Below are 15,650 nucleotides of genomic sequence, written 5' to 3'. Positions count from 1 at the left end.
GCCAAAAGGGAATCTGGCGGAGACTTTTGAGTTGGATGCAAGCACATTAAGGAACCTGCTCTGGAAAGTTGCCTATCGGCACATCGAACGTCATCTGGAAACCCCGGTTCAATCCCGCGGGAAGGAAACATGTCGACCGGGAATAAATGCGGTATTTGGGTTACCGGTCATGGATCTCTCGTCAACAAGCTACCGTACTCGATGTTTGCGCACTCATGCTATTGGCAAACCCGAGTCGTGCAGACAAGGGCCCGTCTTCACCGCAAACACTCGGCCGCACCTACGCGCAGACATTGGGGTTTTCGTTGGGCGCGCAGTTCGTGTCGTTGGGTGGGTCATTGCTGCCAAGGATGTCACGATGATCAGCATTCGTTCCGTGTCGCGCTATAACGCGCTTGTTAAGCCTGAGGACAAGGTGTTCTGATGAGCCAGTTTACGTGGAACGAGTTTGAGGATTTTGTGAGAAGGGAGGCCGGTGTTAGCCCCCAAAAAATTCTCGCAAAAGATCATGCCGTCGAGGGTGATTTGGATATCACTGGCGACGATGCGGTCGAGTTTATGGAGCGCTTCTTCGATAAATTTCCAGTGCAAGTTGGAGATTTTGAGTTCAATCGCTACTTCTCAGGAGAGGGCTTTAGCTTGATTGAAGTGGCGCGGATGGCTTTCTCCAGAAAACGCCGAGAAAAATATGACAAAGTACCACTTACTCTAGGCATGCTCTATCAGGCTATTTTGGATGGAGAGTGGAGCAATCAGCGCTTGGAAAGCCTACCGCGCTGATTGCTCCTAGCCACATAGCCGGTTCATCTTTTAGGCGATGTGTTGGATCTATGCATACCTCTGGAGTCTGCCATCAGACAAAATTCACTGCTCCGGTGTGTGATGTTCTGGGCCCTGATGTTCGCGGCACAACCCAGCCACGCCATGGATACGTCGTCGCCACAAGCCGGCGCCCGAACCTACGCGCAGAACTACAAGGACATGGTGCTCGCCGAATGCGTCGCGACCGCTTATCGGAATGAACCGTCCGCTGCGATGGACGCGGGAAGCAGCGCCAGTGCACTAATGGATTGGACCGACTTCGATCTGGAACGGAACCCCGACACGGGCAAATCGCTGGTCAATCGTTTTCTTGCACGCGACTATCGCAATCCGGTCGTCGAGTCCGAAATCAAGGGCGTGAGGTTTGATTTTTTGAAATGCCTGGATCTGTATCACAGCCAGGAACTCGAGACCGAAGTCAGGCGATTCGTGATCAACCCGAAGCGCAGCTATCGACTCGACAATCGCTCGTCAGACCGGTCCAAGTGATGCGGACGCGGAAATAACCCAATGCTTGCCCCGCATCGCTGGCCGGGTTACATCGGCATGGTGTTCGCTCAGGTTGTCGCTTGGGCGAACATCGTCGACATACTCGCGCCCTCCGTCAGTTCCGTCACGCCGCTCAGGCACCCGCCTTCACCGGCCGTCCGTGCCAGCGCAGCACCAGATAACGCCCGACGAAACACAACACGCCGGTAACGCCGATCGTCACGCCCATGGCGAACGGCGTGCCGTCCGCGAGCGCGCCGATCGCGACGCTCGCGAGCGCACCGAGCGCCAGCTGCATCGCGCCGAACACTGCCGCCGACGCGCCCGCGTTGTGCGGATAGCGGTGCATCAGGTCGGTCGTGCAGTTCGCGGACAGGATCCCGACCACGCCGACGACGAAGAACAGGCACACGACGATCGACCACAGCCCCCCCAACCCCGTCAGCGCGACGAACGCGACCGCGAGCGACGCGATGCAGCTCACGAGCGACGCGGCCGAGATGATGCGCAGCGAGCCGATGCGGCCGACGAGCCGCGTGTTAGCGAAGTTGCCGATCATGATCCCGACGACGTTCAGGCCGAACAGCAGCCCGTAGTGCTGCGGCGACACGTGGAAATACTCGATGTACACGAACGGCGTCGCGGTGATGTACGAGAACATCGACGCGAACGCCATCCCGCCGCACAGCATGTGCCCCCATGCGACGGGATCGGACAGGATGCGCCCGTACGACGCGAACGACGCGAGCACGGCCGCGCTCTTGCGCCGCTCCTTCGGCCAGGTTTCGGGCACGCGCAGATATGCAGTGGTCGCACAGATCGCGCCGAACACGGCCAGCACGACGAACACGCCGCGCCACCCGGAGAAACGCAGGATCTGGCCGCCGATCAGCGGCGCGAGCAGCGGCCCGACCGCGGTGACGATCGCGACCATCGACAGCACCTTCGCCGCATCGCTCGGCTCGTGCGCGTCGCGCGCGATCGCACGCGCGAGCACCGACGCGGCGCCGGCGCCGAGCGCCTGCAGGAAACGCACGACGATCAGCATGTCGATCGAACCCGACACGAAGCAGCCGATGCTCGCGAGCGTGAACAGCGCAATGCCGCCGAGCAACACGGGGCGGCGGCCCCACGTATCGGACAGCGGGCCGTACAGCAGCATGCCGATCGAGAAGCCGGCCATGAAGCTCGTCAGCGTGCGCTGCGCGGCGCCGGCGCTGACGGAGAAGCTGTCGGCGATCGACGGCAGGCTCGGCAGGTACATGTCGGTGGCGATCGGCCCGCAGGCCGCGAGCGCGCCGAGCAACAGGATCAGCCGGGCATCGGGCCGGCGCCGGACGACGTGAGACATGGGTATCCGGAATGGGAGCCCGCGCGCATCGGGGCGCGCGTGGCGGTGAAGACGGGAAGCCGCGCCGCAAGCGACGCGTTCAGGCCCATGATTGTACGCGCAACTTTTTTGCGTGCCTTGGGCAGCGTGCGGCGGCACCCCGCGAAACACCCACGTTCGTCATGCGCCGAACGAACGCGCGGGCGGATTCGATTAAGCTTGCTGCTGCTTGCCTCTCTCGTCTGACCATTCGACGTACGACCCACCCGATGACCGCTTTCCTGCTGATCTGGAGCCCCAAGAAATGGCCGTGGCCCGAGCTGCCCGACGTCGCCGCGCGCGTGAAGGCCGGCGAGACCGTGCATGACGTGTGGGGCTGCGGCTTCGCGCGCGGCATCCTGCCGGGCGACCGCGTGTTCCTGCACCGCGTCGCGAAGGAACCGAAGGGCGTGTTCGGCTCCGGCTACGTGACGCGCGCGCCGTACGAGGTGCCCGATCCGTCGACGAAGCGCGGCTACCGGCTGTGCATCGACTTCGTGTACGACTGGCTGGTCGATGCGCATCAGGACGTCGTGATCGCGCGCGACGCGCTGCGCGTCCATCCGTATTCGGTCCAGACCTGGGATGCGCAGAGCTCCGGCACGTCGATCAAGCCGATGGTCGAAGGCCCGCTCGAAAAGCGCTGGGCCGAGCTGACCGGCAAGCGCAAGCCGCCGCGATAAGCGGAAACCGGGTCGCATCACGCGCGCCTTTCCGGCCGGCCGATGCCGCGCGCCGAAAGGCCGCAGACCGGCCGGCGGGCTTGCCGCGCGTGTCTCCGGTACAATCGGACGATCGTTCCGCCCAGGCGCCGCGGCCCGTGCACCGGCCCCCGCGCCCTTCTCTCGCAGGTTTCGCTCATGTCCAACAATCAGCTTCTCTTCGAACGCGCCCAGAAGACCATTCCGGGCGGCGTCAACTCGCCGGTGCGCGCGTTCCGGTCGGTCGGCGGCACGCCGCGCTTCGTCGCGCGCGCACAAGGCCCGTATTTCTGGGATGCCGACGGCAAGCAGTACATCGACTACATCGGCTCGTGGGGCCCGATGATCGTCGGCCACGTCCATCCGGAAGTGCTGTCGGCCGTGCAGAACGTGCTCGCCGACGGCTTCTCGTTCGGCGCGCCGACCGAAGCGGAAATCGAGATCGCCGAGGAAATCTGCAAGCTCGTGCCGTCGATCGAGCAGGTGCGGATGGTGTCGAGCGGCACCGAGGCCACGATGAGCGCGCTGCGTCTCGCGCGCGGCTTCACGGGCCGCAGCCGCATCGTCAAGTTCGAGGGCTGCTACCACGGCCACGCGGACAGCCTGCTCGTCAAGGCCGGCTCGGGCCTGCTGACGTTCGGCAACCCGACCTCGGCCGGCGTGCCCGCCGACATCGCGAAGCACACGACCGTCCTCGAATACAACAACGTCGCCGCGCTCGAGGAAGCGTTCGGCGCATTCGGCGACGAGATCGCCGCGGTGATCGTCGAGCCGGTCGCCGGCAACATGAATCTCGTACGCGGCACGCCCGAATTCCTGGGCGCGCTGCGCGCGCTGTGCACGAAGCACGGCGCCGTGCTGATCTTCGACGAGGTGATGTGCGGGTTCCGCGTCGCGCTCGGCGGCGCGCAGGCGTACTACGGCATCGCGGCCGACCTCACCTGCCTCGGCAAGGTGATCGGCGGCGGGATGCCGGCCGCCGCGTTCGGCGGCCGCCGCGACATCATGGCCCACCTCGCGCCGCTCGGCGGCGTGTACCAGGCCGGCACGCTGTCGGGCAACCCGATCGCGGTCGCCGCGGGCCTGAAGACGCTGCAACTGATCCAGGCGCCGGGTTTCTACGACGCGCTCACCGCGCAGACGAAGCGGCTCGCCGACGGCCTCGCGGCGCAAGCGCGCGCGGCCGGCGTACCGTTCGCGGCCGATTCGATCGGCGCGATGTTCGGCCTGTACTTCGCCGAGCGCGTGCCGGGCAGCTTCGCGGAAGTCACGAAGAGCGACATCGCGCGCTTCAACCGCTTCTTCCACCTGATGCTCGACGAGGGCGTGTACTTCGCGCCGTCCGCGTACGAAGCCGGCTTCGTGTCGAGCACGCACGACGATGCGGTGATCGACGCGACGCTCGCGGCCGCGCGCCGCGCGTTCGCGGCACTCGCCGCCTGACCCGGGGCCGCGCGCATGTTCTCGGATACCGATTTCGCCCACATGCAGCGCGCGCTCGGGCTCGCCGCGCACGGCATGTACACGACCGCGCCGAATCCGCGCGTCGGCTGCGTGATCGTCAAGGACGGCGACGTGATCGGCGAAGGCTTCACGCAACCGGCCGGCCAGGATCACGCGGAAGTGCAGGCGCTGAAGGATGCGCGTTCGCGCGGCTACGACGTCGCGGGCTCGACCGTCTACGTGACGCTCGAACCGTGCAGCCATTTCGGCCGCACGCCGCCGTGCGCGAACGCGCTGATCGACGCGCGCGTCGCGAAAGTCGTCGCCGCGATGGAAGACCCGAACCCGCAGGTGTCGGGGCGCGGCCTCGGGATGCTGCGCGACGCGGGTATCGACGTGCGCTGCGGGCTGCTCGCGCACGAGGCCGGCGAGCTGAACATCGGCTTCGTGTCGCGGATGACGCGCGGCCGCCCGTGGGTGCGGATGAAGACCGCCGCGTCGCTCGACGGCCGCACCGCGCTGCCGTCCGGCGAAAGCCAGTGGATCACCGGCGAGGCCGCGCGCCTCGACGGGCACGCGTGGCGCGCACGCGCGTGCGCGATCCTCACCGGCATCGGCACGGTGCGCGAGGACAATCCGTTGCTGACCGTGCGCGGCATCGACACGCCGCGTCAGCCGCAACGCATCCTGGTGGACAGCCGCCTCGACCTGCCGCTCGACGCGCGGCTGCTCGAAGGCGCGCCGCTGCTGATTTTCTGCGGCCGGCTCGACGCCGCCGGCGAAGTCCGCGCGAACGTGCTGAGGTCGCGCGGCGCGGAAATCGTGCCGCTCGCGAATGCGCACGGCAAGGTCGACCTGCCCGCGATGCTGGCCGCGCTCGGCGCGCGCGGCGTGAACGAACTGCACGTGGAGGCCGGCCACAAGCTGAACGGTTCGCTGCTGCGCGAGCGGTGCGTCGACGAATTGCTGGTCTATCTGGCGCCGAGCCTGCTGGGCGCCGACGCGGCCGGCATGTTCGATCTCGCCGCGCCGGCCAGCCTCGATGCGCGCACCCGGCTGTCGTTCCACGGGTTCGAGCGGATCGGCGACGACTTGCGGATCCTCGCGCGGCTCACGCCGCCCGACGCCTCTCACTGAACGGGATCGTCACGATGTTTACCGGAATTGTCGCGGCCGTCGGCCGCATCGAATCGATCGCCGCGCTCGGCACGTCGGCCGAAGCCGGCGTGCGCCTGACCGTGCAGGCCGGCGGGCTCGACCTGGCGGATGTCGCGCTCGGCGACAGCATCGCGATCCAGGGTGCGTGCATGACGGTGATCGAGAAGACCGACACCACGTTCGACGTCGACGTGTCGCGCGAAAGCCTGAACCGGACGGTCGGTCTCGCGCAGCCCGGCGAAGTGAACCTGGAGAAGGCGCTGCGCGCGCACGACCGCCTCGGCGGGCATATCGTGTCGGGCCATGTGGACGGCCTCGGCGCCGTCACGCGCTTCGCGCCGGTCGGCGAGTCGCACGAACTGCGAATCGTCGCGCCGCGCGAGCTCGGCCGCTATCTCGCGTACAAGGGCTCGATCACGGTGAACGGCGTGAGCCTGACCGTCAATACGGTCGACGATCGCGCGGACGGCTGCGAATTCTCGATCAACCTGATTCCGCATACGGTCGAAGTCACGACGCTGCGTCACGTGAAGGCCGGCGACAAGGTCAACCTCGAAGTCGACATGATCGCGCGGTATGTGGAGCGGATGCTGTCGGCGTCGCAGGGCGTCCAGCAGGACTGATCGGGCAGTTCGGTCCCATATATGATGTAACGACGGCTGACGGTTCGGCCCAGCATTGTCGGGGCGTCGCCGCAGCCCCGTCGCTCCACCGAGCGTTGCTCCGGCCCTACTTCATGCTGGGCCGCCCCGTCGGCCATCCCAAGCGACAGCATCGCGATCGCGTTCGCTCGTTGGCCGTCCGGCCAGCCGACACCTGGCCGAACGGCCAACGACGCGCACGGGTCATGCCGCCGCGCTAAGATGCGTCGACAGCGGTTCCCATGCCGCCACGTACGACGCGCCGCGTAGCGGCCGCCATTCTTCCCATTGGAGTCGTCCCCATGTCCATCTCGATGTACCAGGCTTCGCTGCCCGTCCTGATCCGCGGTCTCACCAACCTGCAGCACATCCTCGGCAAGGCGCAGGCGCATGCGGCCGAGAAGCAGATCGATCCGTCTGTGTTCATCGGTGCACGCCTTTATCCGGACATGCTGCCGCTCGTCCGCCAGGTCTACATCGCGACCGACACGGCCAAGGGCTGCGCCGCGCGGCTCGCCGGCGCCGAGATCCCGAGCTACCCGGATGTCGAGCAAACCTTCGACGAACTGCATGCGCGCATCCAGAAGACGATCGACTATCTGAAAAGCTTCGATGCCGCGCAGATCGACGGCAGCGAGGCGCGCCAGATCGTGCTGAAGATGCGCGTCGGCCCGATCGAGTTCACCGGCCAGTCGTACCTGCTGAACTTCGTGCTGCCCAATTTCTTCTTCCACGTGACGACCGCGTACGACATCCTGCGCCACAGCGGCGTCGAACTCGGCAAGCTGGACTACCTCGGCGGCCGCAACGACCACGCGTGACGCGCGGCCCACAACCGTCCGCACCCGCGCGCAGGCAGGCCGCAGCGCTTTCCGGAGCGCTCGCCGGCCCCGCGCGGCCCGCGCCAGCCGAAACGCCGTCCGGCTGGCGTAAAATACGCACTTTCCTCTTTCTCGCCCCCTTATGACGCTCGCCTCCACGCTCGACATCATCGCCGAGCTGAAAGCCGGCCGGATGGTGATCCTGGTCGACGAAGAAGACCGCGAAAACGAGGGCGACCTCGTGATCGCCGCCGAATTCGTCACGCCGGAAGCGATCAACTTCATGGCCAAGTACGGCCGCGGCCTGATTTGTCTGACGTTGACGCAGGAACGCTGCAAGCAGTTGCACCTGCCGCTGATGACCTACCGCAACGGCACGCAGTACGGCACCGCGTTCACGGTCAGCATCGAAGCGGCCGAAGGCGTGACGACCGGCATCTCGGCCGCCGACCGCGCGCACACGATCGCCACGGCGGTCGCGCACGACGTGCGCCCCGAGCACATCGTGCAGCCGGGCCACGTGTTCCCGATCATGGCGCAACCGGGCGGCGTGCTCGTGCGCGCGGGCCACACCGAAGCCGGCTGCGACTTCACGGCGCTCGCGGGCCTCACGCCGGCCGCGGTGATCTGCGAGGTGATCAAGGACGACGGCACGATGGCGCGCCTGCCCGACCTGATCGAATTCGCGAAGGAACACAACCTGAAGATCGGCACGATCGCCGACCTGATCCAGTACCGCAGCCGCACCGAGTCGATCATCGAGCGGATCGCCGAGCGCACGATGCAGACCGCGCACGGCACGTTCCGCGCGGTGCTGTACCGCGACCAGCCGAGCGGCTCGCCGCACATCGCGCTGGTGCGCGGCACACCGTCGCCGGACGTCGACACGCCGGCGCGCGTGCACGAGCCGCTGTCGGTGCTCGATCTGCTCGAGACGGGCGTGTCGACCCACTCGTGGACGCTCGACGCGGCGATGCGCGAGATCGCCGCACGCGACCTCGGCGTGATCGTGCTGCTCAACTGCGGCGACACGAAGGAACACCTGATCGACGTCTTCAAGGCGTTCGACGAGGAAGAAAAGGCCGCTGCGCTCAAGCGCCGGCCGGTCGATTTCAAGACGTTCGGCATCGGCGCGCAGATCCTGCGCGATGTCGGCGTCGGCAAGATGCAGGTGCTGTCGAATCCGCGCAAGCTGGGCAGCATGTCCGGCTACGGCCTCGAAGTCACGGGCTTCATCCCGATGCCCGGCGGCGAAGCCACGTCCTGCCCGGCGTCCCACGCGTAACCCGCCACGGCGCTTTCGCCCTATAACCGTTCATCCACACCACGGACCAGATCATGGAAATCGGACAATACCAACCGAATCTCGAAGGCGACGGCCTGCGTATCGGCATCGTGCAATCGCGCTTCAACGAACCCGTGTGCAACGGCCTCGCCGACGCGTGCGTCGAAGAACTGGAGCGCCTCGGCGTCACCGGTGAAGACGTGCTGCTCGTGTCGGTGCCCGGCGCGCTGGAAATCCCGCTCGCGCTGCAGAAGCTCGCCGAAAGTGGCCAGTTCGACGCGCTGATCGCGCTCGGCGCGGTGATCCGCGGCGAGACCTACCACTTCGAACTCGTGTCGAACGAGAGCGGCGCGGGCATCACCCGCATCGGTCTCGATTTCAACCTGCCGATCGCGAACGCGGTCCTGACGACCGAAACCGACGAGCAGGCCGTCGCGCGCATGACCGAGAAAGGTCGTGACGCCGCACGCGTCGCCGTCGAGATGGCCAACCTGACGATGGCCCTCGACCAGCTCGGCGACGACGAGGACGAAGAGGAAGACGAAGACGACGAAGAGGAGCGCGCATGAAGAAGAGCGCCCGCCGACAATCGCGCGAGCTGGCGACGCAGGGCCTGTACCAGTGGCTGCTGTCGAACGCGCCCTCCGGCGAGATCGACGCGCAACTGCGCGGCGCGCTCGGTTACGACAAGGCTGACAAGGAACTGCTCGAAGCGATCCTGCACGGCGTGATCCGCGAGCATGCGACGCTCGTCGAAGCGCTGGCGCCGTCGCTGGACCGTCCGATCGATCAGCTGTCGCCGGTCGAACGCGCGGTGCTGCTGATCGCGACGTTCGAGCTCACGCACCACGTCGAAACGCCGTACCGCGTGATCATCAACGAAGCCGTCGAACTCGCGAAGACGTTCGGCGGCTCCGACGGCTACAAGTACGTGAACGGCGTGCTCGACAAGCTGGCCGCGAAGCTGCGCCCCGCCGAAACGCAGGCGCGTCGCAACGGCTGATACCCGTTCGCTGGTCCACGGGCGCGCAAGCGCCCGTTTTTCATTCTTTTCTCCCCGCCCTGCCCGCCGATGAATACCACCGCCGATTCGCTCGTCACGCTCGCCGCACGCGTCGACGCGATCCAGCCCTTCTACGTGATGGAACTGATGAAGGAGGCACAGCGGCTCGAGTCCTTGGGGCGCGATGTTATCCACATGGGCATCGGCGAACCGGATTTCACCGCGCCGGAGCCGGTTGTCGAGGCCGCCGCGGCTGCGCTGCGCCGTGGCGTCACGCAGTACACGAGCGCGCTCGGCATTACGCCGCTGCGCGAGGCGATCGCCGCGCACTATGCACGTGCATACGGCCTCACGATTGGCCCGGAGCGGATCGTCGTGACGGCCGGCGCATCGGCCGCGCTGCTGCTCGCGTGCCTCGCGCTGGTCGGTCGCGACGACGAAGTGCTGATGCCCGACCCGTCATACCCGTGCAACCGGCACTTCGTCGCGGCGGCCGAAGGTCGCCCGGTGCTCGTGCCGAGCGGCCCGGACGCGCGCTTCCAGCTCACCGAAAACGACGTCCGCACGCACTGGAACGCGCGCACGCGCGGCGTGCTGCTCGCGTCGCCGTCGAACCCGACCGGCACGTCGCTCGAGCCGGACGAACTCAAGCGAATCGTCGACGCGGTACGCGCGCGCGGCGGCTTCACGATCGTCGACGAGATCTACCAGGGGCTCAGCTACGACGCCGCGCCCGTGTCGGCGCTGTCGTTCGGCGACGACGTGATCACCGTGAACAGCTTCTCGAAGTATTTCAGCATGACGGGCTGGCGGCTCGGGTGGCTCGTCGTGCCGCCCGCGCTCGTCGGCACGTTCGAGAAGCTGTCGCAGAACCTGTTCATCTGCCCGTCCGCACTCGCGCAGCATGCGGCGCTCGCCTGCTTCGAACCCGCGACGCTCGACATCTACGAAACACGCCGGCTCGAATTCAAGCGCCGCCGCGATTTCATCGCACCGGCGCTCGAGCGGCTCGGCTTCACGGTGCCGGTGATGCCCGACGGCGCGTTCTACGTGTATGCGCATTGCGGCGGCGTCGCGCACCCGGCGGCCGGCGACAGCGCCGCGCTCACGCAGGCGATGCTGCACGACGCGGGCGTGGTGCTGGTGCCGGGCATGGACTTCGGTGTCCATGCGCCGCACGACTATATCCGCCTGTCCTATGCGACGGCCTACTCGCGGCTCGAAGAGGCCGTCGACCGGCTCGCGACGCTGTTCGGTCGACACTGACGCCGCGGCCGGCGCAGCGGCCGCTTCACCGTACCGCAAAACGAAAAGGCACCCGGGTGCCTTTTTCATGTCCTGCCGGCCGCAGCCGCACGGCGGGCGTGACGCGTTACGCGCCGAGCTCCGAATGATCGCCGCGCGACTGCTTCGCGGTATCGACGCTCGCGTCGTCCTGCGAAGCCGCTTCCTTCGGCGCCGCCTTGACCGACGTCGTGCCGTCGAGCGTCGCATGTACGCGCTTCGCGCCGCCTGCCGCGGCCGTCACGGCAGCGGCGGTGACGATCGGCTTCGCGGGCTGCGCAGGCGCCTGCGGCGCATTGATCGGCACGTTGCGGCCACGCGCGACGTCGCGCAGGCGGGCGCGCTCGGCCATCACCTTCGAGCCGTAGCCATTGTCGTCGGGGTTCGTCGAGCCGTTGTACAGACGCAGGCCGTTCGCGAGCGAGCCGCCGCGCGCGATGCAGTCCTTCAGCACCAGCGCGCCGACCTGCAGGTTCGCGAGCGGCTGCAGCGCGGTGTCGGTACCGCCGAAGTACTCGAATTTGTCGGAGTGGACCTTCGACATGACCTGCATCAGGCCCTTCGCGCCGACGCCGCTTTCGGCGTACGGGTTGAAGCCGGATTCGATCGCCATCACGGACAGCAGCAGCAGCGGATCGAGGCCGACGTCGCGGCCGGTCTGGAACGCCGCCTTGACGAGCTGACCGAGCGGCTCCTGCGCGACGCGGTAACGGCGCGACAGGTAGGTGGCGACGAGCGCCTGTTCGCGGTTCGACGCGAGCGCGCGATCGTCGCGCGCATCGGCCGCCACCCGCTGAATCGGAATCAGCTTGGCCAGCGCGACCGGCGACGGGCCGGTGCGGGCCGGATCGGACGCATCGCCCTGGGCGCCCTGCGCGGCAGCTTCCGGTGCGACATCGAGGCCGACCGCAAGCGTATCCGTTTCGGGATTGTCTTCCTGCTGCGGCTGCGCACCGGCAGGCGCGAAGTTCGGCAGCGGATGGCCGGACAGCAGACGGGCCGGGCCGGCCTGCACGGCCGCGGATACGACCGGCATCAGCTTCGCGGCGAGCGTGCCGCGGACGGTTGGCAGCAGCCACAGTGCAAGCGCAACCGCGACAGCGAAACAGCCGACAACGCTGAATAGATGGTGACTGACACGCGTCCCGCGACGCAGCAAGTTGCGCACGATTTGCGCATGCTGCTCAGTGGGACGCCACGATAACCAAGCGTTCATTCAGATCATCTCCCATGAACATGACTCGTGCGGCTCGCTCAGCTCGAAGGCGAGACAGAAAACGCGCCGCGGAATCACGACGCCGCACGCCTTGGTTGGGACGCGCAAGCATCGGGGAAACGGTATAAGTACCGTTCGAGGCCACGGTGTAAGAAGGCCGGCGCCTTCGCACACACTGGGCGAGACGGGCATACGCGGTGGCACCCACGCAAAAAACCAGCGTCTGGTGGCGCTGGCTGGGACTACGACAAAGGCCGTCGAAGACGCCGTGCAGGATTCGGCGGACGGTGACGCGCTGCGTCAAAGATCGGTGATTGGCGGCTCGAAGCCTTTTACCCTGCAACCAATGTGAGCGGATTCTAGCAGGGTTTTATAGATCGTCAACACTATAAAAACTCAAAATGATAACAAAAAGTAATTTAAAACCGCTCTTCAGAACGCAAGCCCCGTGCCGTAGGGGTTTGCGCGCGGTCGACTTTTTTCCGCGCCGGGCGTCCGGGCGGCTGCCCGGGTAAAATCGTCGGTCGATTCGGGGTCGCAGCCGGCCGCCGCGCCCTCTCATCGCCGCCCGTCCCCGCGGGTGGCCCGGACCTTCTTCATGAAATACAAAGACTTACGCGATTTCATTCAGCGCCTCGAGGCGCTCGGCGAACTGCGGCGCGTCACGCAGCCCGTGTCGCCCGTGCTCGAAATGACCGAGCTGTGCGACCGCGTGCTGCGCGCCGGCGGCCCGGCGCTGCTGTTCAACGCGCCGCCCGGCAATGCATTCCCGGTGCTCGGCAACCTGTTCGGCACGCCGCGCCGCGTCGCGCTCGGGATGGGCGTCGATGCGGGCGACGATGCCGCGCTCGCTTCGTTGCGCGATCTCGGACGCCTGCTGTCCGCGCTGAAGGAACCCGATCCGCCGAAGAGCCTGAAGGACGCCGGCAAGCTGCTGTCGCTCGCGAAGGCGGTGTGGGACATGGCGCCGAAGTCGGTGTCGTCGCCGCCGTGCCAGGAGATCGTCTGGGAAGGCGCCGACGTCGACCTGAACAAGCTGCCGATCCAGACCTGCTGGCCTGGCGATGCGGGGCCCCTCGTCACGTGGGGCCTGACGGTCACGCGCGGGCCGAACAAGGCGCGCCAGAACCTCGGCATCTACCGCCAGCAGCTGATCGGCCGCAACAAGCTGATCATGCGCTGGCTCGCGCATCGCGGCGGCGCGCTCGACTTCCGCGAGTTCGCGCTGCGCAATCCCGGCAAGCCGTATCCGGTCGCGGTCGTGCTCGGCGCCGATCCGGCCACGACGCTCGGCGCGGTGACGCCCGTGCCCGATTCGCTGTCCGAGTATCAGTTCGCCGGCCTGCTGCGCGGCAGCCGCACGGAGCTCGCGAAGTGCCTGACGCCGGGCGTCGACACGCTGCAGGTGCCGGCGCGCGCGGAGATCGTGCTCGAAGGCTTCATTCATCCGCAGGAAGGCGCCCCTGCCCCCGCTCCGGCCGGCGCACCGCCGCGGCCGGCCGGTAATGCGGCGGCCGCGTACGAGCACGCGCTCGAAGGGCCGTACGGCGACCACACCGGCTATTACAACGAGCAGGAGTGGTTTCCGGTGTTCACCGTCGAGCGCATCACGATGCGTCGCGACGCGATCTACCACTCGACCTACACGGGCAAGCCGCCCGACGAGCCCGCGGTGCTCGGCGTCGCGCTCAACGAGGTGTTCGTGCCGCTGCTGCAGAAGCAGTTCACGGAAATCACCGACTTCTACCTGCCCCCCGAAGGCTGCAGCTACCGGATGGCCATCGTCCAGATGAAGAAGAGCTACGCGGGCCACGCGAAACGCGTGATGTTCGGCGTGTGGAGCTTCCTGCGGCAGTTCATGTATACGAAGTTCATCGTGGTCGTCGACGAGGACGTGAACATCCGCGACTGGAAGGAAGTGATCTGGGCGATCACGACGCGCGTCGACCCCGTACGCGACACGGTGATGGTGGACAGCACGCCGATCGACTATCTGGACTTCGCGTCGCCGGTGGCCGGACTCGGCTCGAAGATGGGGCTCGACGCGACCAACAAGTGGCCCGGCGAAACCAGCCGCGAATGGGGCCGCCCGATCGAGATGGATGCGGCCGTGAAGGCCCGCGTCGACCGGCTGTGGCAGGAGATCGGCCTCTGACGCCACGCGGCCGGCGCCCGCCGGCCCGCGCATCGCAATCGTCGCACGCACCCAGAAGATGAGCTTTCCACCCGCCTCCATGCTGTCCGACGGATTCTTTCTGTCGCTGTCGCTGTGTCTCGACATCGGCCTCGTCAACGTCGCGATGCTGTCGCTGACGCTGTCGCACGGCTTCCGGCCGGGCTTCTGGCTCGGCGTCGGATCGTGCGTCGGCGATCTCGTCTACGCGGCGCTCGCGCTCGCGGGAATGGCCGTACTGCTGCAGTTCGAACCCGTGCGCTGGATCGTATGGATCGGCGGCGGCGCGGTGCTGCTGTTCCTCACGTGGAAGATGGCGCGTGAAGCGCTCACGCCCGCCAAGGCGGCCGACGACGATGCGGACGCCCCGCTTCCGCCGCGGGCGAGCGCGCGGCGCAGTTTCATGCGCGGGATGCTGCTCGCGATGTCGTCGCCGAGCGCGATCCTGTGGTTCGCGGCGGTCGGCGGCGCGCTGATCGCGAAAGCCGGCGCGACCACCCCCGCCACCGCGTCGGTGTTCCTGACGGGCTTTTTCCTCGGCGGCCTCGCGTGGACGCTCTTCATGTGCACGCTCGCGAGCCAGGGCCGCAAGCGCGCGGGCGCCGGGCTGATGCGGGCCTGCCATGTCGCGTCGGCGCTACTGTTCGCGTACTTCTCGTACAGCGTGATCGTCGGCGGCTACCGCGACCTGATCGTGCACGCGGCGTAATCGCGGCCGCGCTGCGCGCAGCCACGCACGTAACGGCGGCCCCAATGAAAAACGGCGCAGCGCCCCTCGCGGGACGTTGCGCCGTTTTGCCATGCGCGGTCAGGCCGCGCGGGGCGAATCAGCGACGCCAGTAGCCGTGATGGCCCCAGCCGCCATAACCGTGGCGCCAGTACGGGCGACCGTAGTAGCCGCCGACGACCACGGCGGGCGGCGGCGCATAGTAGGCCGGCGCCGGCGCGTAGTAGACGGGCGGAGGCGGCGGCGCGTAATACACAGGCGGCGGCGGTGCATAGACGGGATAAGCGGGCGCGACCGGGACACCGATGCCGACCCCGATCGACACGTGAGCCTGCGCGGCGCTTGCGGCACCCAGGCCCAGCGCGGCGGCGGCGATGAACGGAATGAGCTTTTTCACTTCGATTCTCCTGCTGGAGCGGTATTTTAGGCGCTCCCTGTCGGCAACGGCGGGCATGCACGTCGCATGGAAGCAATGTAGCGAAAACCCGCCCCGCGCGTATCGGGCATTTGTTGCAAAT

16 protein-coding genes and 1 pseudogene are annotated in these 15,650 nt (G+C 67.1%); 14 read left to right on the top strand and 3 right to left on the bottom strand.

What is annotated here, in order from left to right:
• Positions 1-289: 289 nt before the first annotated feature.
• The 3 genes and pseudogenes from CFB35_RS35660 to CFB35_RS04425 form a co-directional block, all read left to right on the top strand.
• Positions 290-424, top strand: a pseudogene (locus CFB35_RS35660) (STM2901 family protein); the annotation flags it as partial.
• Positions 424-780 carry a DUF1493 family protein gene (locus CFB35_RS04430; protein WP_089464603.1) on the top strand — a complete coding sequence of 119 codons (357 nt, stop codon included), beginning with the start codon at positions 424-426 and terminating at the stop codon, positions 778-780. The pseudogene CFB35_RS35660 and the gene CFB35_RS04430, both read left to right, overlap by 1 nt.
• A gap of 102 nt (positions 781-882) precedes the next feature.
• Positions 883-1,311, top strand: a complete 429-nt coding sequence (locus CFB35_RS04425; RefSeq protein ID WP_089464602.1) for a type VI secretion system amidase immunity protein Tai4 — start codon at positions 883-885, stop codon at positions 1,309-1,311.
• Between the two features lie 133 nt (positions 1,312-1,444).
• Here the strand turns inward: CFB35_RS04425 and CFB35_RS04420 are convergent, their stop codons facing one another.
• Entirely contained in the window at positions 1,445-2,662 is a 1,218-nt protein-coding gene (locus tag CFB35_RS04420; RefSeq protein ID WP_059574136.1) for a Bcr/CflA family multidrug efflux MFS transporter, read from the bottom strand.
• 248 nt (positions 2,663-2,910) lie between these two features.
• On the opposite strand from CFB35_RS04420, the gene CFB35_RS04410 reads away from it, so the two are divergent.
• From CFB35_RS04410 to CFB35_RS04370, 9 genes are all read left to right on the top strand, one after another.
• Positions 2,911-3,363, top strand: coding sequence for a hypothetical protein (locus CFB35_RS04410; protein WP_089464601.1), 453 nt, complete (start codon positions 2,911-2,913; stop codon positions 3,361-3,363).
• A gap of 177 nt (positions 3,364-3,540) precedes the next feature.
• On the top strand, positions 3,541-4,824 hold the full coding sequence (gene hemL / locus CFB35_RS04405) for a glutamate-1-semialdehyde 2,1-aminomutase (protein WP_059574137.1): 1,284 nt from the start codon (positions 3,541-3,543) through the stop codon (positions 4,822-4,824).
• A gap of 15 nt (positions 4,825-4,839) precedes the next feature.
• Entirely contained in the window at positions 4,840-5,961 is a 1,122-nt protein-coding gene (gene ribD / locus CFB35_RS04400; protein ID WP_059574138.1) for a bifunctional diaminohydroxyphosphoribosylaminopyrimidine deaminase/5-amino-6-(5-phosphoribosylamino)uracil reductase RibD, read from the top strand.
• Positions 5,962-5,975: 14 nt separating this feature from the next.
• Entirely contained in the window at positions 5,976-6,605 is a 630-nt protein-coding gene (locus CFB35_RS04395; RefSeq protein WP_059574139.1) for a riboflavin synthase, read from the top strand.
• A gap of 320 nt (positions 6,606-6,925) precedes the next feature.
• Positions 6,926-7,444, top strand: coding sequence for a DUF1993 family protein (locus CFB35_RS04390; protein WP_059574140.1), 519 nt, complete (start codon positions 6,926-6,928; stop codon positions 7,442-7,444).
• Positions 7,445-7,586: 142 nt separating this feature from the next.
• Positions 7,587-8,729 carry a bifunctional 3,4-dihydroxy-2-butanone-4-phosphate synthase/GTP cyclohydrolase II gene (ribBA, locus tag CFB35_RS04385; protein ID WP_059574141.1) on the top strand — a complete coding sequence of 381 codons (1,143 nt, stop codon included), beginning with the start codon at positions 7,587-7,589 and terminating at the stop codon, positions 8,727-8,729.
• Between the two features lie 53 nt (positions 8,730-8,782).
• Positions 8,783-9,298 carry a 6,7-dimethyl-8-ribityllumazine synthase gene (gene ribH, locus CFB35_RS04380; RefSeq protein WP_034206641.1) on the top strand — a complete coding sequence of 172 codons (516 nt, stop codon included), beginning with the start codon at positions 8,783-8,785 and terminating at the stop codon, positions 9,296-9,298.
• A complete protein-coding gene (nusB, locus tag CFB35_RS04375; RefSeq protein ID WP_006476662.1) occupies positions 9,295-9,732 on the top strand; it encodes a transcription antitermination factor NusB in 438 nt (145 codons plus the stop codon). The genes ribH and nusB overlap by 4 nt, the downstream gene beginning before the upstream one ends.
• A gap of 69 nt (positions 9,733-9,801) precedes the next feature.
• Positions 9,802-10,998, top strand: coding sequence for a pyridoxal phosphate-dependent aminotransferase (locus CFB35_RS04370; RefSeq protein ID WP_059574142.1), 1,197 nt, complete (start codon positions 9,802-9,804; stop codon positions 10,996-10,998).
• A gap of 106 nt (positions 10,999-11,104) precedes the next feature.
• Here CFB35_RS04370 and CFB35_RS04365 read toward each other — a convergent pair whose 3' ends face one another.
• Positions 11,105-12,232, bottom strand: coding sequence for a transglycosylase SLT domain-containing protein (locus CFB35_RS04365; RefSeq protein WP_059574143.1), 1,128 nt, complete (start codon positions 12,230-12,232; stop codon positions 11,105-11,107).
• Between the two features lie 598 nt (positions 12,233-12,830).
• Between CFB35_RS04365 and CFB35_RS04360 the strand changes: the two genes are divergently transcribed.
• Positions 12,831-14,387, top strand: a complete 1,557-nt coding sequence (locus CFB35_RS04360) for a UbiD family decarboxylase (protein ID WP_059574144.1) — start codon at positions 12,831-12,833, stop codon at positions 14,385-14,387.
• Positions 14,388-14,445: 58 nt separating this feature from the next.
• Positions 14,446-15,114 carry a LysE family translocator gene (locus CFB35_RS04355; RefSeq protein ID WP_059574145.1) on the top strand — a complete coding sequence of 223 codons (669 nt, stop codon included), beginning with the start codon at positions 14,446-14,448 and terminating at the stop codon, positions 15,112-15,114.
• A 118-nt stretch (positions 15,115-15,232) separates the two neighbouring features.
• Here CFB35_RS04355 and CFB35_RS04350 read toward each other — a convergent pair whose 3' ends face one another.
• Positions 15,233-15,529, bottom strand: coding sequence for a hypothetical protein (locus CFB35_RS04350; protein WP_059574146.1), 297 nt, complete (start codon positions 15,527-15,529; stop codon positions 15,233-15,235).
• Positions 15,530-15,650 lie beyond the last annotated feature (121 nt).

It is taken from the genome of Burkholderia sp. AU16482, from assembly GCF_002223285.1.
In the GTDB taxonomy this organism is placed as follows: Bacteria; Pseudomonadota; Gammaproteobacteria; order Burkholderiales; family Burkholderiaceae; genus Burkholderia; species Burkholderia semiarida.
Note: the sequence above shows the minus strand (reverse complement) of the source record. Positions and strands in the feature narration are given on the sequence as shown.

Bases quoted from the DNA above. Each gene is read 5' to 3' on its own strand.
- CFB35_RS04430 (WP_089464603.1), top strand. From the start codon at position 424: ATGAGCCAGTTTACGTGGAACGAGTTTGAGGATTTTGTGAGAAGGGAG.
- CFB35_RS04425 (WP_089464602.1), top strand. From the start codon at position 883: ATGTTCTGGGCCCTGATGTTCGCGGCACAACCCAGCCACGCCATGGAT.
- CFB35_RS04420 (WP_059574136.1), bottom strand. From the start codon at position 2,662: ATGTCTCACGTCGTCCGGCGCCGGCCCGATGCCCGGCTGATCCTGTTG.
- CFB35_RS04410 (WP_089464601.1), top strand. From the start codon at position 2,911: ATGACCGCTTTCCTGCTGATCTGGAGCCCCAAGAAATGGCCGTGGCCC.
- hemL (WP_059574137.1), top strand. From the start codon at position 3,541: ATGTCCAACAATCAGCTTCTCTTCGAACGCGCCCAGAAGACCATTCCG.
- ribD (WP_059574138.1), top strand. From the start codon at position 4,840: ATGTTCTCGGATACCGATTTCGCCCACATGCAGCGCGCGCTCGGGCTC.
- CFB35_RS04395 (WP_059574139.1), top strand. From the start codon at position 5,976: ATGTTTACCGGAATTGTCGCGGCCGTCGGCCGCATCGAATCGATCGCC.
- CFB35_RS04390 (WP_059574140.1), top strand. From the start codon at position 6,926: ATGTCCATCTCGATGTACCAGGCTTCGCTGCCCGTCCTGATCCGCGGT.
- ribBA (WP_059574141.1), top strand. From the start codon at position 7,587: ATGACGCTCGCCTCCACGCTCGACATCATCGCCGAGCTGAAAGCCGGC.
- ribH (WP_034206641.1), top strand. From the start codon at position 8,783: ATGGAAATCGGACAATACCAACCGAATCTCGAAGGCGACGGCCTGCGT.
- nusB (WP_006476662.1), top strand. From the start codon at position 9,295: ATGAAGAAGAGCGCCCGCCGACAATCGCGCGAGCTGGCGACGCAGGGC.
- CFB35_RS04370 (WP_059574142.1), top strand. From the start codon at position 9,802: ATGAATACCACCGCCGATTCGCTCGTCACGCTCGCCGCACGCGTCGAC.
- CFB35_RS04365 (WP_059574143.1), bottom strand. From the start codon at position 12,232: ATGAACGCTTGGTTATCGTGGCGTCCCACTGAGCAGCATGCGCAAATC.
- CFB35_RS04360 (WP_059574144.1), top strand. From the start codon at position 12,831: ATGAAATACAAAGACTTACGCGATTTCATTCAGCGCCTCGAGGCGCTC.
- CFB35_RS04355 (WP_059574145.1), top strand. From the start codon at position 14,446: ATGAGCTTTCCACCCGCCTCCATGCTGTCCGACGGATTCTTTCTGTCG.